At 65.0% G+C, this 20,134-nt stretch carries 17 protein-coding genes; 9 read left to right on the forward strand and 8 right to left on the reverse strand.

Annotated elements, in window-relative coordinates:
• Positions 1 to 107: 107 nt before the first annotated feature.
• Positions 108 to 1,544 (forward strand): aspartate ammonia-lyase, encoded by a 1,437-nt coding sequence (locus ACK4FK_RS00430; protein WP_409739579.1) that lies wholly within the window; start codon positions 108 to 110, stop codon positions 1,542 to 1,544.
• A 67-nt stretch (positions 1,545 to 1,611) separates the two neighbouring features.
• Here the strand turns inward: ACK4FK_RS00430 and ACK4FK_RS00435 are convergent, their stop codons facing one another.
• On the reverse strand, positions 1,612 to 2,472 hold the full coding sequence (locus ACK4FK_RS00435) for an acyl-CoA dehydrogenase (protein ID WP_409739582.1): 861 nt from the start codon (positions 2,470 to 2,472) through the stop codon (positions 1,612 to 1,614).
• Positions 2,473 to 2,491: 19 nt separating this feature from the next.
• Positions 2,492 to 5,965 (reverse strand): hypothetical protein, encoded by a 3,474-nt coding sequence (locus ACK4FK_RS00440; RefSeq protein WP_409739583.1) that lies wholly within the window; start codon positions 5,963 to 5,965, stop codon positions 2,492 to 2,494.
• 525 nt (positions 5,966 to 6,490) lie between these two features.
• Here ACK4FK_RS00440 and ACK4FK_RS00445 point away from each other — a divergent pair.
• Both ACK4FK_RS00445 and ACK4FK_RS00450 read left to right on the forward strand, forming a co-directional pair.
• A complete protein-coding gene (locus tag ACK4FK_RS00445) occupies positions 6,491 to 8,452 on the forward strand; it encodes a ribonucleoside-diphosphate reductase subunit alpha (RefSeq protein ID WP_409739586.1) in 1,962 nt (653 codons plus the stop codon).
• A 176-nt stretch (positions 8,453 to 8,628) separates the two neighbouring features.
• Positions 8,629 to 9,183 carry a PAS domain-containing protein gene (locus ACK4FK_RS00450; RefSeq protein WP_409739589.1) on the forward strand — a complete coding sequence of 185 codons (555 nt, stop codon included), beginning with the start codon at positions 8,629 to 8,631 and terminating at the stop codon, positions 9,181 to 9,183.
• A gap of 72 nt (positions 9,184 to 9,255) precedes the next feature.
• Here ACK4FK_RS00450 and ACK4FK_RS00455 read toward each other — a convergent pair whose 3' ends face one another.
• The 4 genes from ACK4FK_RS00455 to ACK4FK_RS00470 all read right to left on the reverse strand — a co-directional run bounded on the left by ACK4FK_RS00455 (position 9,256) and on the right by ACK4FK_RS00470 (position 14,103).
• Entirely contained in the window at positions 9,256 to 9,636 is a 381-nt protein-coding gene (locus ACK4FK_RS00455; protein WP_409739592.1) for an SPW repeat protein, read from the reverse strand.
• Between the two features lie 216 nt (positions 9,637 to 9,852).
• The gene (locus ACK4FK_RS00460) at positions 9,853 to 12,321 is read right to left on the reverse strand and encodes a TonB-dependent siderophore receptor (protein WP_409739595.1); all 2,469 of its coding nucleotides are present in this window, start codon (positions 12,319 to 12,321) and stop codon (positions 9,853 to 9,855) included.
• A gap of 179 nt (positions 12,322 to 12,500) precedes the next feature.
• A complete protein-coding gene (locus ACK4FK_RS00465) occupies positions 12,501 to 13,544 on the reverse strand; it encodes a FecR family protein (protein ID WP_409739597.1) in 1,044 nt (347 codons plus the stop codon).
• An 85-nt stretch (positions 13,545 to 13,629) separates the two neighbouring features.
• Positions 13,630 to 14,103: an RNA polymerase sigma factor gene (locus ACK4FK_RS00470; RefSeq protein ID WP_409739600.1), complete on the reverse strand. Its 474-nt coding sequence runs from the start codon at positions 14,101 to 14,103 to the stop codon at positions 13,630 to 13,632.
• A 218-nt stretch (positions 14,104 to 14,321) separates the two neighbouring features.
• Here ACK4FK_RS00470 and ACK4FK_RS00475 point away from each other — a divergent pair, with 218 nt between their 5' ends.
• From ACK4FK_RS00475 to ACK4FK_RS00490, 4 genes are all read left to right on the forward strand, one after another.
• Positions 14,322 to 14,738, forward strand: a complete 417-nt coding sequence (locus tag ACK4FK_RS00475; RefSeq protein WP_409739603.1) for an organic hydroperoxide resistance protein — start codon at positions 14,322 to 14,324, stop codon at positions 14,736 to 14,738.
• A 70-nt stretch (positions 14,739 to 14,808) separates the two neighbouring features.
• A complete protein-coding gene (locus tag ACK4FK_RS00480; RefSeq protein WP_409739606.1) occupies positions 14,809 to 15,270 on the forward strand; it encodes a MarR family winged helix-turn-helix transcriptional regulator in 462 nt (153 codons plus the stop codon).
• Positions 15,271 to 15,411: 141 nt separating this feature from the next.
• Positions 15,412 to 16,371, forward strand: a complete 960-nt coding sequence (locus ACK4FK_RS00485) for a ribonucleotide-diphosphate reductase subunit beta (RefSeq protein WP_409739608.1) — start codon at positions 15,412 to 15,414, stop codon at positions 16,369 to 16,371.
• Positions 16,372 to 16,438: 67 nt separating this feature from the next.
• Positions 16,439 to 16,957 carry a GNAT family N-acetyltransferase gene (locus tag ACK4FK_RS00490; protein ID WP_409739611.1) on the forward strand — a complete coding sequence of 173 codons (519 nt, stop codon included), beginning with the start codon at positions 16,439 to 16,441 and terminating at the stop codon, positions 16,955 to 16,957.
• On the opposite strand, the gene ACK4FK_RS00495 is transcribed toward ACK4FK_RS00490, so the two are convergent.
• A complete protein-coding gene (locus tag ACK4FK_RS00495) occupies positions 16,954 to 17,187 on the reverse strand; it encodes a hypothetical protein (protein WP_409739614.1) in 234 nt (77 codons plus the stop codon). The genes ACK4FK_RS00490 and ACK4FK_RS00495 overlap by 4 nt on opposite strands.
• A gap of 133 nt (positions 17,188 to 17,320) precedes the next feature.
• Between ACK4FK_RS00495 and ACK4FK_RS00500 the strand changes: the two genes are divergently transcribed.
• Both ACK4FK_RS00500 and ACK4FK_RS00505 read left to right on the forward strand, forming a co-directional pair.
• Positions 17,321 to 18,274, forward strand: coding sequence for a M14 family metallopeptidase (locus ACK4FK_RS00500; protein WP_409739615.1), 954 nt, complete (start codon positions 17,321 to 17,323; stop codon positions 18,272 to 18,274).
• Complete coding sequence (locus ACK4FK_RS00505) at positions 18,271 to 19,335, forward strand: AbrB family transcriptional regulator (protein ID WP_409739617.1); 1,065 nt, start codon at positions 18,271 to 18,273, stop codon at positions 19,333 to 19,335. Before ACK4FK_RS00500 ends, ACK4FK_RS00505 begins: the two co-directional genes overlap by 4 nt.
• Here the strand turns inward: ACK4FK_RS00505 and ACK4FK_RS00510 are convergent.
• Complete coding sequence (locus ACK4FK_RS00510; protein WP_409739619.1) at positions 19,332 to 20,102, reverse strand: methyltransferase domain-containing protein; 771 nt, start codon at positions 20,100 to 20,102, stop codon at positions 19,332 to 19,334. The genes ACK4FK_RS00505 and ACK4FK_RS00510 overlap by 4 nt on opposite strands.
• Positions 20,103 to 20,134 lie beyond the last annotated feature (32 nt).

A 20,134-nucleotide genomic window follows, 5' to 3' on the forward strand; every position in this document is an offset into this window, starting at 1 on the left:
CATGTAAAACCATAGGCATTTCAACGAAATATCATCGCCGAAAGCCTTCGCATTGACGCGAGGGAAGCGCAGAATGCGGCTTCCACAACAGCCATGGGGCAGCAGCGATGAGCAGCGATACGTCAACCCGTCTGGAACATGACAGCCTGGGCGACATGGAAATCCCGGCCGCCGCCTATTTCGGCATCCAGACCCAGCGCGCGCTCAACAACTTCCACATCTCCGGCATCGGCATCAACCACTACCCCAACCTGATCCGCGCCTTCGGCATGGTGAAGAAGGCCTGCGCCTCGGCCAACAAGAAACTGGGCTATCTGGAGCCGGAGAAATACAAGGCCATTGCCCAGGCCTGCGACGAACTGATCGACGGCAAGCTGCATGAATGGTTCACCATCGACGTGTTCCAGGGCGGCGCCGGCACCTCCACCAACATGAACGTCAACGAGGTGATCGCCAATCGCGGCCTGGAACTGATGGGGTTTCATAAGGGCGAATACAGCCACCTGCATCCCAACGACGACGTCAACCTGTCGCAGTCGACCAATGACGTCTATCCCTCGGCCGTGCGCTTAAGCGTGATCCTGAGCCATGCCGAGCTGATGAAGGCGCTGGACGGCCTGGCCTACGAGTTCCGCCAGCGCGGCGTGGAATTCGCCGACATCATCAAGCTGGGCCGCACCCAGCTGCAGGATGCCGTGCCGATGACGCTGGGCCAGGAATTCGAGGCCTTCGCCATCAACATCAAGGAAGACGTGGCGCGTGGCGACGAGATCGTGAAGCTGTTCCGCGAGATCAATCTGGGCGGCACCGCGGTGGGCACCGGCATCAACACCGAGCCGGAATATTCCAACCTGGCCATCGACGAACTGGCGCGAATCAGCGGCATCGAGATGGTGCGGGCTGCCAACCTGATCGAGGCGAGCTGGGACATGGGCGCCTTCGTGCTCTATTCCGGCATGCTGAAACGCATCGCCGTGAAGCTTTCCAAGATCGCCAACGATCTGCGGCTGCTCTCGTCGGGCCCGCGCGGCGGCCTGGGCGAAATCTCGCTGCCGCCGATGCAGCCGGGCTCGTCGATCATGCCGGGCAAGGTCAACCCGGTGATTCCCGAGGTGGTGAACCAGGTCTGTTTCCAGGTGATCGGCAAGGACATGGCGATCACCATGGCCGCCGAGGCCGGGCAGTTGCAGCTCAACGTGATGGAGCCGCTGATCGTCTACAACACGCTCTCCTCCATGCAGCTTCTGTCCCGCGCCGCACGCACGCTGTCCGAGAAATGCGTCAGCGGCATCCAGGCCAATGTCGAACAGGCCAAGCGCCATGTGGAGGCCAGCGTGGGCATCGTCACCGCGCTGAACCCCTATATTGGCTACGAGAAATCGGCGGCCGTGGCCAAGGAATCGCTCAAGACCGGCCGCACCGTGCGCGAACTGGTGGTGGAGAAAGGCTGGCTGACCGAACACCAGCTCGACGACATCCTCGATGTCGCCAAGCTCACCGCACCAAGGCGGCGCGGGCGCAAGATCGTGGCGCCGACGCAATAGTCCATCGTTTGATAAAGAAGTCGTCATGGCCGGGACAAGCCCGGCCCTGGCGACTTATGAATGGCTGTTAACCGAGCACCGCCTCGGCCGTCATCGCCAGCGCACCATCGCTATCGGCGATCCAGAGTTTCAGCACATCCTCGCCGTCCAGTTTGCCGCAGAGGCTGAAGCGCCGGCTGTCGATCACCGGGCGGCGGCCGCGGAAGCTGAAACCGCGCAAGGCCCGATCCGGCATCGCATCGCCGGCTAAATCCACCAGCAGCGTGGCCAGCAGCGGGCCATGCACCACCAGCCCATCGTAGCCTTCCACGCCACGCGCATAGTCGCGGTCGTAATGGATGCGGTGGCCGTTGAAGGTGAGCGCGGAATAGCGGAACAGCAAAACCGGATCGGCGACGAAGCCCTCGTCCCATTGCTGGTCGGTCGGTGCCGGTTCGGGCGGCGGCAGCACCGCGCCGGGCTTTTCCTCGCGGTAGACGATGTCGTGCCGGTCGGTGATGCAGAGCGCGGTGCCGTAATAGATCTCGTGCCGCACGGTGACGAAGGCGAGCCGGCCGCTGCGGCCATGCTTCTCGACCACATCCTCGATGGTGGAGATGCGCCGCGCCGGCCGGCCGAGCGGTATGGGGTGATGGAAGTCGATACGGCTGCCGGCCCACATGCGCCTTGTCTGCGCGCCGTTCCAGACGCGGCCGACATCGGGCAGGAATTCGCCCAGGGCGGGATGCCCGTCGCGGCCCAGCCGGGCGCGCGAGGCCATCGACCAGAAATACAGCCAGTGCCGCAGCGGCGGCAGCGGCGCGCCCGCGACCAGCCCGCTCTCTGCGCGGTCCAGCGCACGCGCCAGCGCGATGCAGCGTTCGGCTGAAATGAGATCGGCGGCCGTTTCCGAGCCGCCGATCCAGTCCTGCAAGGATGTCTTGTCCATGTGCCGTTACTGAATTCTCTTACTGGCGTGCCTTGCCAACCGCCTCGCGCAGCAGCAGGTAGACCTTGCCGATATCGGCGGTGACGAAGGCCGAGGTGAGCAGCTCCTCGTGTTCCACGCCCTTGGCGCCGGCCAGCACACGCTCGAATTCGGCGATGTAGCGGTCGGTGAAGTCGCGGAACTCGCCGTCTTCCTGGTATTTGCCGCGAATCTTGTCAAGGTCGCGCTGGTCGATCAGCTTGCGGGTGAACAGGCCGCGCTCGCCCTTGTAGTAGCGCCGCCACAGCTCTTCCGACAGGTCGCGGTTGAGCAGGCGGGTGATGTCGATGGCCATCGAGTTGAGGTGGCCGGTGATGAAGGCCGCGGTCTTGAGGAACTGCTCGCCGCGCAGGGCCTGGGTGGCCTTGCGCAAGGCTTCGGCCTCGACGCTGGCGGTGCGGGCCGCTTCGGCCAGCGCCTTGGCATCGGCCTTGAGGCTGGCTTCGGCGGATGCCGCCTCGCTGGCGGCGCGGGCCGCGGCCGAGGCCAGGTCCTTGGCGCGCTGGCCCAGGATGTCGGCGGTTTCCGCGGCACGCGCGGTGGCGCGGTCGGTAACGGCACTGAACTCGTTGCCGGTGCGGGCCAGACGCTCGCCGATCTCGGTGACCTTTTCCGACAGCCGGCCGGCGCGGGTATCGACCTCGTCGGCCTGGCGGCGGAAACCGTCGCTCATGCGGTCGGTCTGCTTCATCGCGTCTTCCACGATGTTGGCCAGCTCGCGGGTGCGGTTGCGCAGCACCTCCGAGGCATCGTCAATGCGGCCCGAGGCATTGCCGACCGCGAGATTGATCTCGCGGGCGCGGGCGTCGAAGGTGGTGCCGACCTGCTCGATGCGGCTGACGGCCTCGTCGGACACGCGCGAAACCTCCTGGGCCTGGCGGCGGAAGCTGTCGCCGATATTCGCCGTCTTGAGAATGGCGGCATCGGAGGCTTCGGCCAGTTCCTGCACGCGGCCGCGGAAATTCTCGCGGATGCTCTCGGCCTGGCGGGTTAGTTCGGTGCTGAGCGCGGTGAGCGCGCCGGCCTGCTCGTGGATCGTGCTGCGCAGTTCCAGCGTACGGTCGACCACGCCCTGCGCCGCTTCGCCCAGCTCGACCGAGCGGATGCGCGCGGTGTCGCCGGCGGCATTGATGCTGCCGGTTGCCTTCTCGGCGGCGGCATTCAGGCTGTTGGCCTCGGCCTGCGCCTTCTCGCTCATCGCCAGCAGGGCCGCGGTCTGCGCCGTGGCCTTTTCGGCCAGTTGCGCCATCGCCTCGGCGACGCCGAGCGACAGGTCCTGCAGATCCTTGGCGCGAGCCTGCGCGGTGCTGCCGGCAAGCTGCGATTCCATCGCCGCGCGTTCGGCGGCGGCGCTGAGGGCGTGGGCCTGGGTCTGTGCGGTCTCGCTCACCTGGTGCAGACGCTGCGAGGCGCGTTCGGCAGCGGCCTGCAGCTGCACGGCATCCTGGCCGGCGCTTTCGCCGGCCGAGCGCAGGCGCTGCGCGGTGCGGGCGGCGGCCTGGTCGAGGCCGTCGATCTGGTCGCGCACGCTGTCGCCGGTTTCGGTGATGCGCCGGGTGACGCCGTCGATGGTGGTGACGAACTGTTCGGCATGCTGGCGCAACTGGCCGCCGACGGCCGAAATCTGGTCGTCGGTGCGCTGAGTCGCCTGGGCCAGCAGGGCATTGGCCTGGGTCATGGTCTCTTGCACCTGGGCTGCCATGGCGAGCGCCTCGCGGCCGGCCTGGCCGAGGCTTTCGACACGGGCCTTGATGGTGGCATCGGCCTCGCCGATCTTGCTCAGGGCGCGGCCCGAGGTTTCATCCAGGATATCGGCGCGCTGCTTCAACTCGTCGCCGGCGCGCATGGCGCGGTCGGTGATCTGCTGCAGCGTGCTGGTCATGTTGACGCCTTCGCGGCGCAGGGCATCGCCGGCCTGGGCCAGGCGCTGGTCGGCCAGTTCGGCCGCCGTGCCAAGCTGGTCGGCCTGATGGCGGACCAGGTCGCCGGTCAGCTTCAGGCGCTGCTCGGCCTGGGTAGCCGCTTCGGCGAAGGCATCGGCCTGGCGGGTGGCGGAAGCGCCGGCCTGCTCCAGGGCATTGGTGCGACCGCGCATCTCGTCGGACGCGACACGCAGCCGCTCGGCCACGCGGGCACCCTGCTCGTCCAGCGCGCCCACTTCCGAACGCACGGTCTCGCCGATATCGCGGATGCGGCCGATGGTGGTGCCGGTGGCCTGTTCGATCTCGCGTACACGCTCGCGCAGCACGGTGCCCGCGGCCTCGGCGCTGTCGATCACCTTCTGGCTGGCATTGCTGAACAGCAGGCTTTCGCGGCCGAAGCTTTCGCCGGCGGCAGTGGCGCGGGCGACGGTGACTTCGGCGGCGGTGGTGATGGTCTGGGCGGCTTCGGCAAAACTCATGCCGATGCGCCCGGCCTCGCCGCCGGCCCGCGTCACGGCCTGCTCCAGCGCCACGATCTTCTGCTCGAGCTGGGCGGCGATCTGCTGCGCCACCTCGGCCGCGCGCTGCACCGCCTGGTCCATCAGTTCGCCATGGCGGCGCGAGAGTTCCTCAACGCGCTCGTTCTGGAACTGGATCGCCGAGGTGATACGGGAAATCTCGGACGCCTTGGCCTGGAAGATGCCGCGCGCGGTTTCCACTTCGCGCACGATCACATCGGCAGCCTGCAGCAACACCTGGGCCTGCGTCGACACGGTCTGACCGATGCCGGAAACCTTGGCGTTCATCTCGGTGCCGACCTTGTCGGCGACCTCGACCAGCGCGCGGCTCTGCTCCTCGAAGCGGCCGGCCAGCCCCTTCACGGTGGCATCCAGGTCGCGATTGACCTGTTCGGCGGCGGCCAGCAGGCCCTGCGACGACTGGCTCAGGCTGCCGGTGATCTGCTTGGCCTGCAGCGCGACCTGCTCGCCCGCGCCGGCGGCGGCATTGATCAGCACCTGCTGCTGGCTGGCCATGGTCTCGCCCAGCGCGGCGATCCGGTCGGTGGCCGACTGCGCGGCCTCTTCCATCTCGCGGGCCTGGCGACGCAGTGCGCCGGCCAGGGCGGAAACGCGGCGCTCGGCCTCGGGCGTCGGGTAGGTCAGGTCGAGCAGCACCTGATGCAGGGCGGCGGCCTGGCGCCTGATCGCGCTGCCGCGCCACAGGTTGAGCAGCAGCAGCCACAGGAAGGCGAGCGGTGCCGCCATGCCGGCGACGAAGGCGCCGAATTCATGCGGCAGCGCGTGCCACAGATTCTGCCAGCCGATGGAATTCTGGATGTAGAGGGCGCAGATGCCGAGCCAGAGCAGGCTGATCGTCGCACCCGCCGCGACCATGATGCGGCGGCGACGTTCCAGCGCCGGCATACCGATCAGTTCGGCGGCCTCCGCCTCGGCCCGGTCGACGGCCGCCTGGCTGGCCGCCTTGGCGGCATTGGCGGCCATATCGGCGCGCGGATGTTTAATCAGCGTCATCGCAACCTCCCCCGCCTGGCCAGATTGTCATCCGGCCGGTCGGATCGCGTTAAGGCCCGCATTGAAACACCAAATGCCGCGGGCACAAAGAGCGGCTAAGGGCGTAAATCCCGCGCCGGTAGCACAACAGATAGAGGGACAATGGTTAACAGCGGCTTGCGCACAGGGTGGCCAAAATAGTTATCCACGCTATCCACAGGGCACTTTTTGCAACGCAGCGAACGTCAGCGACACGGCATAAAATCAGGGGGTTCACGCTATGCTGAATCCGTCAAGGCAATTTTTTACAGGCCGATGTCACACATCGTATTGACGCTCCCTTAACGGTCAGTACCATATCTTGTGTTCGCTGAAGCTGTTTCGTGTCGACGCTGCGCCGTCTTCGGATTCCGGTTGCCGGGCTGTTTTCCGGGGTTTTCGAAGGTGCAAAACGGGGTGCGCAGCCGCCAGACAGTCGCCAGCGGACGGGATACTGGGATTTTTGAAACGGACCGGTCCAGCCAGCCACAAAATGTGGCGCCACGAATGTGGGAGTCTGGCCGCAAGAACGAGGGGAAGCCATCCGTGCTGAACACTCTGCAAACCGAACGCGGCATCCGCATCGACGTCGACCGCAGCCGCGACCGCCTGCTGACCGATTTCGGCAAGGCCACCCTCGATGACCGCTACCTGCTGCCGGGCGAGTCCTATCAGGACCTGTTCGCCCGCGTCGCCAGCCATTATGCCGACGACACCGCCCATGCCCAGCGGATGTACAGCTACATCTCCAAGCTCTGGTTCATGCCGGCGACCCCGGTGCTGTCGAATGGCGGCACCAGCCGCGGCCTGCCGATCTCGTGCTTCCTGAACGAGGCCAACGACAGCCTGGACGGCATCGTCGGCCTGTGGAACGAGAATGTCTGGCTGGCGGCCCGCGGCGGCGGCATCGGCAGCTACTGGGGCAACCTGCGCTCGATCGGCGAGAAGGTGGGTCAGAACGGCAAGACCTCGGGCATCATCCCTTTCATCCGCGTGATGGACAGCCTGACCCTCGCCATCAGCCAGGGCTCGCTGCGCCGCGGCTCGGCCGCCTGCTACCTGCCGATCGACCATCCGGAGATCGAGGAATTCATCGAGATCCGCCGCCCCACCGGCGGCGATCCGAACCGCAAGGCGCTGAACCTGCATAACGGCATCCTGATCTCGGATGCCTTCATGCGCGCCGTGGAGAATGACGAGCAGTGGGCGCTGGTCAGCCCGCATGACGGCACCGTGCAGCGCACCGTGTCGGCCCGCGCGCTGTGGATCCGCATCCTCACCGCCCGCATCGAGACCGGCGAGCCCTACATCGTCTATATCGACCATGTGAACCGCGCCCTGCCGGAGCATCACAAGCTGGCCGGCCTGCGCGTCAAGACCTCGAACCTGTGCAGCGAGATCACGCTGCCGACCGGCATCGACCAGCATGGCCAGCAGCGCACTGCCGTCTGCTGCCTTTCCTCGCTGAACCTGGAATACTTCCATGAGTGGAAGGAACACCCGCTGTTCATCGAGGATTGCCTGCGCTTCCTCGACAACGTGCTGCAGGACTTCATCGACAAGGCCCCCGACAGCATGGCCAAGGCGCGCTATGCCGCGCAGCGCGAGCGTTCGGTCGGCCTGGGCGTGATGGGCTTCCACTCCTTCCTGCAGGCCAATGGCGTGCCGTGGGAGAGCGTGATGGCCAAGGTGTGGAACCGCACCATCTTCAAGCATGTGAAGGAACATGCCGACGCCGCCTCGCGCAAGCTGGCGGAAGAGCGCGGCCCCTGCCCCGATGCCGCCGAATACGGCATCATGGAGCGCTTCTCGCACAAGATCGCCATCGCACCGACCGCGTCGATCTCGATCATCGCCGGCGGCGCCTCGCCCGGCATCGAACCGAACGTGGCCAATGCCTTCACGCACAAGACCCTGTCGGGCTCCTTCTCGGTGCGCAATCGCTACCTGGAAAAGACGCTGGAGCAGTATGAGAAGAACGACGACGAGACCTGGTCGTCGATCACCACCAGCGGCGGCTCGGTGCAACATCTCGACTTCCTGTCGGATGACGAGAAGGCCGTGTTCAAGACCGCCTTCGAGATCGACCAGCGCTGGCTGATCGACCTGGCGGCCGACCGTACGCCCTATATCTGCCAGGCGCAGAGCCTGAACATCTTCCTGCCTGCCAACGTGCATAAGCGCGATCTGCACCAGATCCACTTCCAGGCCTGGAAGAAGGGCGTGAAGAGCCTGTATTACTGCCGCTCGCTCTCGATCCAGCGCGCCGAAACCGTATCGGGCAAGTCGGCCGCCGAAGTGACGACCAATGTCGTCTCGATCCCGCTGGTCGGCAAGATCAACGAAGGCGAGCGTCCGCAGCGCGCCCCGGCAATGAATGAGCCGGAATTGCCGCTGGCAGCGGCGGCGGCGGTCGGCGGCGGCCCGCGCGAGGCGGTCGATTACGACGAGTGCCTCGCCTGCCAGTGACCCTGGCATAGCAGCGACGCGATGCGAAAAGCCCGGCATAAGCCGGGCTTTTTCATGTGCGTTTCATGGCCGTAACGCATGACGGTTGCCAAATCTTTAGACCGTCTTACACACTGTTAATTTCACATTCGGCGGCAGCGGCCGTTTGATGGGGCGTCAAGAAGAAGGACGCCGCCATGACCTCCGTTACCCCCGTCAATCGCGCACGCAGCATTCCCGCCGACCAGTTGCTGGTCACCCATGCCGACCTCAAGGGCGGCATCACCTACGCCAATGCTTGTTTCTGTCAGGCGCAGGCCTGCGACGAGAAGGCACTGATCGGCCAGCCGCACAGCATGCTGCGGCATCCAGACATGCCGGCGGCCGTATTCCAGCTGATCTGGCAGCGCATCCGCGACGGCGAGGAAGTCTTCGCCTATGTGAAGAACATGGCCTGCAGCGGCGAGTATTACTGGACGCTGTCGCATCTGACGCCGCATTACGATGCCCAGCGCCGCATCGACGGATACCAGTGCTTCCGCCGCGCCGTTTCCAGCCGCAGCATCGCAGCCGCCGAGGAAGCCTATCGCGAACTGCGGCTGATCGAGCACAACACCAGCAGCAGGGAACAGGGTGTTGCCGCCAGCCGCGAACATCTGGATGGCATGATGAGGCGCAGCGGCATCAGCTATGACGAATGGGTGCTTTCCCTGGCGCTACTCGACGACGCGGAAGACAGCCTCGCCGCCTGAGCCATCGTGGCGTTCCCCAGGTGGGCATGACCGCCCGCCCCTGGCCCGGCCGAACAGCCGGGCCGTTTTTTCTCACGGGCTGTGGCTGCCCTGCCAGATTTCGATGGCGGCGATCAGCACGACGCCCGTGCCGGCCGCCAGGTGGACGATCATCGCCGCGTCGTAGGCGGCAAAGCCGATCAGCCAGGGCGCGGCGGCGGCCCACAGGCCGAGCGCGGCGCTGATATAGGCCTCCCAGCGGTCGAGCAGCGTGAGCGCCAGCGCCGACAGCGCAAAGACCAGCAGCCCCACGATGACGGCATTCATCGTCGCGCCATCGAGGCCGCTATAGCCCAAAAGCCATGGCGAGACGGCCAGCAGGATACCGAGCGCCATATTCGCCCAGTCCTGCCAGCGCCGCGCCTCGGAATCGTGCTGGGGCTCGCGATGGGGGTGATGACTGATATGAACCATGACGCACCTCCTCCGGGTCTCTCGGCAAAGCCGGGACGCGATCCAGGCCGGGCGTTGACTGTTCCCCCCGTGCAGGCGCACGGCGTCATGCTTCAAATAGGGCGCGTCCGGCCTTTTCTCCAGAGGGGCGCATGAACGAAACAGCCGGCGCAGGGCCGCTCAGGCCCGCGCCGACCGCACTCGTGAACCGGGATGCCGCATTTTGGCGGCATCGGGCTACCAGCGATATCGCAACCCGGCGGTTATCGTGCGCTCGTACCCATAAGCGCACCAGGTGCCGTAGTAGCAGGACGCGACATACTCCTTGTCGAACAGGTTTTTCACGTTCAGCGCGAGATCGACACCGGCAAACCGGTCCGACAGCGCGCCAAGATCGTAGGTCACCGCCGCATCGACAAGGGTGAAGTCTGGCACCGTGATCGAATTGTCCGGGTTTCGGGTATCACCCACATAGCGGACGCCGCCGCCGATGCTCAGCCCCTTGAACTGGGTTTCGCGCGGCATGTGATACATGACCCAGGCAGCAGCCTGATGCTCCGGTACGGCGCCGAGTGTCCGGCCCACGGCCGCTGCATTGGTATCTTTCGTTACCTCAGCATCGATATAGCTATAGGCGCCAATCAGGTCGATCTGCTTGGACAAGCTGTGACGCGCCTCGAATTCAAAGCCCTGCGATCGCGCCTCACCCGTCTGGATCGAGTAGTTCGTATTCACCGGATCGGGCGTCTTCACGTTGGTGCGCGTCACCTCGAACACCGCAGCGGTAAAGATGCTGTTCGTGCCCGGCGGCTGGTATTTCACGCCCAGCTCATACTGCTTGCCCTCTTCCGGCTTGAACGGCTTGCCAAGACGGTCGGTACCACCCAGTGGCGTGAAGGCCTCGGAGTAGCTGATATACGGCGAGATACCGTTCTCGAACGCATAAAGCAGGCCGACCTTACTGGTCCAGGCCTGGTCCCGCCGCTTTTCCTGCGCTCCGGTATTGGCGGTCGTGGCAACCTGTTCTGCGGTATCATGCCGTCCGCCCAACGTGAGCACGAAGCCACCCAGTTTCAACTGATCCTGCAGATACAGGCCATACTGTTCGGCATCGATATTGGTGCGATTGCGGGTCGGAACGGTGATCGCCGTCTGCCCATAGACCGGATTAAAGATATCCAGGGTCGGCGCGGTCCCGAAGCCGGCGGCATAATGGCCACGCATGGTCTGGTAATCCACGCCGCCAAGCGCCGTATGCTTGACCGGGCCCGTATCAAACCGCGCCTCGACCTGGTTGTCGATCGCGTTGAACGTCGAGGCTTCGCGCGAAGTCGCGGTGCCGCGATTAAGGGTGCGGCCATCAGCCTGCACGCCATTCGCATACACGCTGTCATAGGCCATCGTGGTGCGCTGCGAGCGAGCATTCGAGCGGATGCTCCACACATCACTCAGTCGCTTGTCGAATTCGTAACCCAGTGCGGTCTGGTGACGGACGAACTTCTCGAAATTCGGATCACCGTCGTAGAAGTCCATCGGCAGTTTACCGAAGGGGCTGCTTAACACCGTGCCCTGCGGCGGAATACCGCCATAGGAATTACCCTTCGGATCGACCTGATAGAGGCCGAATAGCGTCAGGCTGGTATCTTCATCGGGCCGCCAGGCCAGCGACGGCGCAAGCGCGACACGCTGGTTTTCCGTCATGTTGATCTGGCCGTCTTCGGTGAGGCCAACCATGGTCATGCGGTAGAGCAGGTTGCCTTCGGCATCCACCTTGTTGGAGAAGTCGGAGGTCAGACGGTAGTGATTGTTGGTGCCATACTCAATGCCCACTTCATTCAGCGGCACATCAAGCGGGCGCTTGCTCACCTGATTGACAAGGCCGCCAGCCGCTGCCTGGCCGTAGAGCGTGGAATTCGGACCCTTGAGGACTTCTGCGCGCTCCAGCAGATAAGGATCGAGTTGCGGCGCGATATAGTATAGGTCCTGCTGCTTCAGGCCGTTCCAGTAGCGATGGGCATCGAAACCGCGGATGGTGAACATGTCATAGCGCGTGGCCACCGCGCCACGCGTCTCCGGCGTGACGCCCGCGGTATAGCGCAGCACCTGGTTCAGGGTCTGTGCATTCTGATCGGCGATCTGGTCGCGTGGAATGACCGAAATCGACTGCGATGTTTCCATCAGCGGCGTATCGGTCTTGGTGCCGGTCCGTGCCCGCGCAGCCACATAGCCGGCGATCGAATCCGTGGCGGTTTCTGCCTGGCCGCTGCGTGCTTCCACTGTTACCGGCGGCAGGACCGCCGCATCGCCGCCGCGCGGCAGTTCGTACAAGGTGACGGTGGCCGGGCCGGTGAAGCGATAGCCCATGCCGGTGCCGTTCAGCAGCCGGTCGAGGGCCTCCTGCGGCGTCATGCTGCCACTGACCGCCGTGCTGCGCAGGGATTGCAGCCGGCTGCCATCGAACAGGATCTGCAGTGACGCGCGGTTTGCCAGCGCAAGCACGGCCCGGCTGAGATCCTGGGCCGGAATGTCGAATGTCAAACGCTGCTGCGCTGCTGCCGGTGCGGCCGGACTTTGGACCTGCGCCCGCGCTGCGGTCGTGGTGAAACCGAGACCTGCGGCCAGAGCCAGCGCGCTGACCGAAAGACTGAACAGACGACGACCGCCGAAGCACCGCCCTGCAGGCCGCAGCGCCAATGTCGCATTCATGCTTGAAATCCCCCTGAAGTAACGCAACCAGATATTACGCAAACGACAATCATTCGCGCCTGATCCCAATAGGACGCGTCACCGGAGGATTTTGATAAAAATATTTATGCAGGCGTTGGGATCGGCAGGGCCCCGCCGCCCAAGAGCTTTCATGTGCGGCGGCTTTTTACCGCCCCGCCTCAGCTATGAACGACGACAATGAACGGCAGCGTGACAACCTGCAGGCCCAGTTCCTGTGCGATCACCTTCAGGGCTCCATCAGGATCGCCGATGCGGAACACGCCCGAGACGACGCGCGCGGACAGGTGGTCGTTCGCCAGCAGGATCCGGCTGCGGCGATAACGGTTGAGTTCGGCCACCACGTCACGCAGCGGCACCTGGTGGAAAACAAGATTGCCGCCCCGCCACGGCGCGATCTCCAGCGGATCGACATTGACCATGGCGGGCTCCGACCGTCGGTCGCGGCGGTAGCGCAGGGCCTGCCCGGACGACAGCACCGTCATGCGGTGATCGCCGTCCGACCGCGTCACCGCGACGCTGTGTTCGACCACGGCCACGCTATCGCTATCGGCGAGGCGCTCGACCAGGAATTGCGTGCCCAGGGCACGAGCCGACAGCCGGCCGGTATCGACGATGAAGGGGCGATCTGCCGCAGCGGCCGCGGGCACTGTGCTGAAATAGGCGCTGCCGCCGAGAAGCTCGACCCGACGTTCGACAGTGCTGAAATGCAGCCTCACCGCGCTGGCCGGGCCAAGGTCCAGACGGCTGCCATCGGGCAGCGTGATACGGCGGATTTCACCGGGTGCCGTGCGGTGATCGGCGACCAGCGCGATGACGGGATTACCGGTCCAGAAGGTCGTCAGACCGATCAACAACAGCAGGCAGGCCGCAATCGCAAAAGCCGGCGCCAGCCAGCGTCGCGTGGGCGATACCGATGCCGATGCCGATGCCGATGCCGATGCGAGGCGCGGCTTCCCATGCAGCCCATTCTCATGGAAATCGGCGGTATGCCGCAGCAGGTCGCCCGGTTCCTGCTGCAGCACGGCCAAGGCATCCCAGGTCCGGCGCATGTTTTCATAAGCCGCACGATGGCGCGGGCCGCGCCGCAGCCAGCTTTCAAATACCAGCGCATCGGCCGGATCGAGCGGACCGGCCGCCTGCATGGCAAGCCATTCGATCGCTTCGCTCTCGATCCGGTCGGTCCTGTCGTCGTTGCTCGTCACGGGGCTGCTTGGCTGGTCTGCTGGAACGGGGGCTACCTATAAGACGTCTGAGCGGCGGGAAGTAGTAGGTCTTAAATGCGCCCGGCTAATGCCGCAGCTTTTTTGTCAGATAATCCATTGCCTGGTGCATGTGTTTCTGGACGGAGCTGATCGATACGCCCATCAGCAACGCGGCATCGGCGTAGGAATGCCCCTCGATGCGGATCAGGATGAAAGCCTGTCGCGTGCGGGCCGGCAACTGCTCGACAAAGCCGCGTAACAGGATCAAGCGTTCCTTCGCGTCGGCCGCATCTTCCGGTGATGGCCGGTTTTCGGGAATGGCGGCCATGCCGTCATGCGACACGGCCTGGGTCTGCTGTCGCCGTTTCATCCGCATGTGATCGATCGCCAGATTCCGGGCAGTCCGGTACAGATAGGCGCGCTCCTGCAGCACCGTGCTGGTCGCCGGCTGCTGGGCGAAGCGCAGGAAGGTTTCCTGCGTCAGGTCGGCAGCGGTTTCGATATCCTGCAACTGGCGCACCAGATAGGCCTGGATCTCCGCCCGGTAGGCCAGGAACAACCGTTTCAAATCCTTCGGAGACACAACGCCGTTCGCCCTTCTGCTTGCCGGCGCAATTTATTACGAGTGCGAATTATTCGCAATTAATATAGGGCTCGCGATATCGACTGACCCGGGCGTGACTTTCATCACGCCATTTTTAATTGCCTAAAATTAAATTGTGCACTATTTATTTTTTCACGACGCGCCACCCGGCCGTTGAACCACAGGAGCTGCCCATGTCCATCACCCCGCTTTACAGCACCACCGCAACCGGCGGCCGCGCCGGCAAGGTCACCTCGGCCGACGGCATCATCGACATGACCCTGGCCATGCCCAAGGAACTGGGCGGGCCCGGCAATGCCGCCAACCCGGAAACCTTCTTCGCCTCGGGCTATGCCGCCTGCTTCCAGGGCGCGCTGGGCCTGGTGGCCCGCAACCAGAAGATCGCCCTGCCCCAGGGCAACACGGTGAGCGTGACCATCGGCATCGGCAAGGACGAGACCAGCTTCGGTCTGAACGCCAAGATCGCCGTCGCCCTGCCCGGCATGGACAAGGCCCAGGCCGAGGCGCTGGTCGCCGCCGCCCACCAGGTCTGCCCGTATTCCAAGGCCACCAAGGGCAATATCGACGTGGCGCTGGAAACCACGGTCTGAACCGCGCCTGAACCACCATCGCGGCGCCGGATTGCCGCCCAATCCGGCGCCGCCTATCCTTGGTCCCGTCATGTCAGCCGACGAATCGATCACGCTCGATCATCAGCTCTGCTTCGCGCTGTATGCCGCGTCGAATGCGATGACGCGGCTGTATCGCGACCGGCTGGAGCCGCTGGGCCTGACCTATCCGCAATACCTGGCGATGCTGGTGCTGTGGGAACAGCAGCGGGCAGAGGCCGGACCGCATACAGTCAAAAGCCTGGGCGAACGCCTGCATCTGGATTCCGGCACGCTCACGCCCATGCTCAAGCGCATGGAACAGGCCGGGCTGGTGGCCCGCAGCCGCGCCGCGGATGACGAGCGCCAGGTCACCATCAGCCTTACCGCCAAGGGCCGCGCCCTGGAGGCGGCCGTGGCCGCCATGCAGCGCGACATGGCCTGCCTGCTGCCCCTCGGCCTGCAGGATCTGGCGCGCCTGCGCACCGAACTGCGCGGCCTGGCCGCCGGCCTGCAGGCCAGCGCCGGCAAATAATCCACAGACCGCGGCGAACTGGCGGATATCCACAGCCCATGGCCATGTGGAGGCGCAACATATAGGGACAAACCCCTTGTCCCGACCACAAGATGTTGCAATATTCCTACCCTGCCGTTCGCTGCCGTAATGGGGGATTCGATGTCGCTTCTGGATGCCAAACCGGTCTACAAGCCCTTTCAGTATCCGTGGGCCTACGAGGCCTGGATGACCCAGCAGCGCCTGCACTGGCTGCCCGAGGAAGTGCCGCTGGCCGACGACGTGAAGGACTGGCAGAAGAAGCTGACGCCGGGCGAGAAAAACCTGCTGACGCAGATCTTCCGCTTCTTCACCCAGGCCGACGTGGAAGTGAACAACTGCTACATGAAGAACTATTCGCGGGTGTTCAAGCCCACGGAAGTTCAGATGATGCTGTCGGCCTTCTCGAACATCGAGACGGTGCATATCGCGGCCTATTCGCACCTGCTCGACACCATCGGCATGCCGGAAGAGGAATATTCCGCCTTCCTCCGCTACAAGGAAATGAAGGACAAATACGACTACATGCAGCAGTTCGGCGTGGACACCAAGGCCGATATCGCCAAGACGCTGGCGGTGTTCGGCGCCTTCACGGAAGGGCTGCAGCTTTTCGCCAGCTTCGCCATCCTGATGAACTTCCCGCGCTGGAACAAGATGAAGGGCATGGGCCAGATCGTGTCGTGGAGCGTGCGCGACGAGACGCTGCACACCAACTCGATCATCAAGCTGTTCCACACCTTCCTGGAAGAGAACCCGGAAGTCTGGACCGACGAGTTCCAGCGCGACCTTTACGTGGCCTGCTCCACCATCGTCGATCATGAGGACGCCTTCATCGACCTCGCCTTCGAGATCGATGGCGTGCAGGGCCTGACCGCGCAGGACGTGAAGGATTACATCCGCTGGACCGCCGACCGGCGCCTGATGCAGCTGAAGCTGCAGCCGATGTACCGCATTGAGAAGAACCCCCTGCCGTGGCTGGACGCGATCCTGAACGGCGTGGAACACACCAACTTCTTCGAGAACCGCGCCACCGAATATTCCAAGGCCTCGACCCAGGGGAGCTGGGAAGACGCCTTCGCCTGATCGACGGGCATATCCGCGATTGACACGATGGCCGGGGCTAGCCCCGGCCATTTTGCTATGGTGAAGCATGATCTATCGCATCCGTTCCGCCCGTCCCGACGAAGCCGACCTGCTGCGCGAGATCGAGCGCGCCGCCGCCCAGGCCTTCAGCAGCGTCGGGTATCCCGCCCTGGCAGCCGGCGAACCCACGGCGGCGGAGGAATTCCGCGCGGCGGCAGCCGAGGACATGCTGGCCGTGGCCGTGGATGGCGATGATCGCCCGGCCGGCTTCCTGCTCGCGGCCGAACTCGATGGCTGCCTCTATGTGCAGGAGCTGGACGTGCATCCCGATCATGCCGGACACCGGCTGGCGGCAAGACTGTTCGAGGCGGCGGATGCCATGGCGCGCAGGCGCGGCCTGCCGGCCCTGACGCTCACCACCTTCCGCCAAGTGCCGTGGAACGCGCCCTATTACGCAAGGCTGGGCTTCGCGCCGATGTCTGCTGGCGAAGTCGGGCCCGATCTGCGCCTGGTGATCGAACGCCAGCGCGCCGCCGGGCTGGACATGGCCAACCGCGTGGCGATGCGGCGCGGCGTGCCGGCCTAGGCCAGGATGTCGATGAAGTAGCTTTGCTGCGCCAGGCTGGCGCGCAGGGCGATCGCATTGGCGCCCTGCTGGCCCTGGGCGCCCTGAAGGATCGAGGCGGCCTGGGCCATCACATTCGGGTCCAGGCTGCCGCTGCCCACGGCCTTGAGCGCGACCTGCATGGCCTGATCGGCCTGACGCAGGCCATCGAGGGCGATGGCGGCACCGCTGGAAAAGGTGATCGACGACATGGCCGCATCCTAGCCGGGTGGTGAATTTTCCTCAACCGCGGCCTCAACCCGCGCGCGCGGCTGGGCTGGGACGGCGATATGGGGCTATAAATGGCTTTCACAGACAGTTTCGATTCCTCATCAGCCCGGACCGATGTTAGCCCTGCCGCCCAATCCCCTGCTGCCGATTCCGATCACCCAGTACCGCGAAGGCAATACCGGCATTCCCTATGCCCACAGCTTCGATTCCGGCCTGCCCGGGCCGCATGCGGCAATCACCGCGCTGGTGCATGGCAACGAGGTCTGCGGCGCTCATGCGCTCGACCTGCTGCTGCGCGACAAGTTCCGCCCCGCCCGCGGCCGGCTGACCCTGATCTTCTGCAACGTCGCCGCCTATCTGCGCTTCGATCCGAACGAGCCGACTGCCTCGCGCTTCATCGACGAGGACATGAACCGCGTCTGGGGCGCGGATGCGCTGGACGACCCGCGCCGTTCCATCGAACTGGACCGCGCGCGCGAAATCGAACCGCTGATTGCCGAGGTCGACCTGCTGCTGGACCTGCATTCCATGCAGCAGCCCTCGCCGCCGCTGATGCTGTCTGGCCCGCTGACCAAGGGCCGCCGCTTCGCCGCCGAGATCGGCGTGCCCGCAACCGTGGTGGCCGACCAGGGCCACAAGGCCGGCCTGCGCATGCGCGACTATGGCGGCTTTGGCGACCCGGGCAGCGAGAGGAACGCATTGCTGGTGGAATGCGGCCAGCATTGGGAGCAATCGAGCCGTGGCGTGGCGATCGAGACCATGCTGCGCTTCTTGTACCATACCGGCATGGCCGATGAGGGCTATCTGGCCCATCACGGCGTGCGGGGCGCGCCGCCGCCGCAGCGTTTCGTCGAAGTGACCGACGCCGTCACCATCGAGACCGAGAGCTTCCGTTTCGAACAGGCCTTCACCGGACTGGAATCGATTCCGGCCGCCGGCACGGTGATCGCCCATGACGGCAACAAACCGATCCGCACGCCTTATGACGATTGCGTGCTGATCATGCCGACCAAGCGCCTCAAGCCCGGTCAGACCGCCGTGCGGCTGGGCCGCTATATCGCGGCGTGAGTGCGGCGCGCGGCTTCGCCTCCTATCTGCCGGCGCTGCTGATCGGCGCCGCCGGTGGCGCGGTCTTCCTTTACTTACGCATGCCGCTGGCCTGGATGCTGGGCAGCATGGTGTTTGTTGGTATTGCCGTATTGAGCGGACTGAATCGACGCCTGCCGCTGCGCGTGCATCCCTATCTGCGCGCCGCCATGATCGTGGTGATCGGCGTGATGCTGGGCAGCGCCTTCAAGCCAGACATGATCGAACGCGCGCGCGAATGGCTCGGCCTGGTCGTGCTGATGCTGGTCTATGTGCCGGTGGCCACCGCACTATGCTATGTAATCTTCCGCCGCTTCGCCGGCCTCGATCCGGTGACCAGCTATTTCTCGGCCACGCCGGGCGGCCTGCAGGAAATGACCCTGGTGGGCGAGCATTATGGCGGCGACGGCCGCAGCATCATCCTCACCCATGCCCTGCGCGTCTTCCTGGTGGTGATGACCGTGCCGGTCTATTTCCGCTTCGTCGAGCAGCTCGACGTGCCGCCGATGGCCCAGGGCGCGCATCTGTGGCAGATGCTGCCGCTGGAAGGCGCGCTGCTGATCGCCTGCGGCGCGACCGGCTGGTTCCTTGCCAGGCTGCTGCGGATTCCCGCCGCCGTTCTGGTCGGGCCCATGCTGGTTTCGGCAGCCGTGCACCTGCTCGGCTGGTCCAGCGCCTCGCCACCGCCCGAACTGGTGGCCGCCGCCCAGGTGGTGATGGGCGCGGCGCTGGGCTGCCGTTTTGTCGGCACGCCACTGCGCGAAGTGGGCCGCATCGCCGCCTGGGCCGCCTTCGCCACGCTGATCATGCTCGCGCTGGCACTGGGCCTCACCCTCGCCTTTGCCGAGAAGGCCGGCATCAACCGCGAGGCCCTGATCCTCGTGCTGTCGCCCGGTGGCATGGCGGAAATGAGCCTGGTGGCGCTGGGCCTGGGCGTCGAGGTGGCCATCGTGTCGTCGATGCATGTCTTCCGCATCGCCGTGGTGGTGATCGCCGCCCCGGCCGTGTTCCGCCTGCTGGGCCTGAAGCGCGGTTCGGACTAAAGCGGCTTCTGGCCTAAGATGAACAGGCGGCGGAAGGGAAACAGCGTGCGGCCGTCCTCTTCCTTCGGATAGGCCGCCGCCACGCGCTGGCGGTAGTCGGCCTCAAACGCGCTGCGCTCGGGTTCCTCCAGCCGGTCGAGGAACTGCTTCAGCCAGGTGCCCTTGGTGTATTCGGCCACCGGATTGGCGCCCGAGAGCACCTGCATGTATTCGGTTTCCCAGATCTCTAAACTTGCCGTGCGCTCGTGCAGCAGACGCCAGTAGGTCTGCGGTTCGGCCACCGGGCGCCGGCGCAAATGCGGCTCCAGCTTCGGCCGCCACGGCCCCAGTTCGATGGCGTCGACGATGCACATATGCGAGGGCGCACCGAAATTGCGCGGCATCTGGATCGCCAGCCAGCCGCCGGGCTTCAGGCAATCCAGCAGGCCGGGGATCAGCCTGTCGTGATCGGGCAGCCAATGCAGGGCGGCGTTGGAATAGAGCAGGTCAACGGGGCTGTCCGGCCGCCATGTTGCGATGTCCGCCTGCACGAATGTCGCGGCGGGATAATCCTGCCGCGCCTTTTCCAGCATGGCGGCGGATGAATCCACGCCGGTGAGCGTGGCCTGCGGCCAGCGCTGCTGGATCAGCGGGCTCAAATTCCCCGCGCCGCAGCCCAGATCGACCACGCTGGCCGGCGCCACCAGCGGGATGCGCGCCAGCAGGTCCACGGCGGGCCGCAGGCGTTCGCCGGCGAATTTCAGGTATTGCGTCGGGTCCCATGTCATGGAAGGAAAGGCTACCGGGAGAAACGGAAACG

The organism is Ferrovibrio sp. (assembly GCF_046297895.1).
Taxonomy (GTDB): domain Bacteria; phylum Pseudomonadota; class Alphaproteobacteria; order Ferrovibrionales; family Ferrovibrionaceae; genus Ferrovibrio.

Coding starts and splice junctions, on each gene's coding strand:
- ACK4FK_RS00495 (WP_409739614.1), bottom strand. CDS start 17,187: ATGTCGTCGATCACCTTTTCCAGCGGTGCCGCCATCGCCCTCGATGGC.
- ACK4FK_RS00430 (WP_409739579.1), top strand. CDS start 108: ATGAGCAGCGATACGTCAACCCGTCTGGAACATGACAGCCTGGGCGAC.
- ACK4FK_RS00455 (WP_409739592.1), bottom strand. CDS start 9,636: ATGGTTCATATCAGTCATCACCCCCATCGCGAGCCCCAGCACGATTCC.
- ACK4FK_RS00450 (WP_409739589.1), top strand. CDS start 8,629: ATGACCTCCGTTACCCCCGTCAATCGCGCACGCAGCATTCCCGCCGAC.
- ACK4FK_RS00510 (WP_409739619.1), bottom strand. CDS start 20,102: ATGACATGGGACCCGACGCAATACCTGAAATTCGCCGGCGAACGCCTG.
- ACK4FK_RS00500 (WP_409739615.1), top strand. CDS start 17,321: ATGTTAGCCCTGCCGCCCAATCCCCTGCTGCCGATTCCGATCACCCAG.
- ACK4FK_RS00435 (WP_409739582.1), bottom strand. CDS start 2,472: ATGGACAAGACATCCTTGCAGGACTGGATCGGCGGCTCGGAAACGGCC.
- ACK4FK_RS00475 (WP_409739603.1), top strand. CDS start 14,322: ATGTCCATCACCCCGCTTTACAGCACCACCGCAACCGGCGGCCGCGCC.
- ACK4FK_RS00485 (WP_409739608.1), top strand. CDS start 15,412: ATGTCGCTTCTGGATGCCAAACCGGTCTACAAGCCCTTTCAGTATCCG.
- ACK4FK_RS00445 (WP_409739586.1), top strand. CDS start 6,491: ATGTGGGAGTCTGGCCGCAAGAACGAGGGGAAGCCATCCGTGCTGAAC.
- ACK4FK_RS00460 (WP_409739595.1), bottom strand. CDS start 12,321: ATGAATGCGACATTGGCGCTGCGGCCTGCAGGGCGGTGCTTCGGCGGT.
- ACK4FK_RS00480 (WP_409739606.1), top strand. CDS start 14,809: ATGTCAGCCGACGAATCGATCACGCTCGATCATCAGCTCTGCTTCGCG.
- ACK4FK_RS00440 (WP_409739583.1), bottom strand. CDS start 5,965: ATGACGCTGATTAAACATCCGCGCGCCGATATGGCCGCCAATGCCGCC.
- ACK4FK_RS00490 (WP_409739611.1), top strand. CDS start 16,439: ATGATCTATCGCATCCGTTCCGCCCGTCCCGACGAAGCCGACCTGCTG.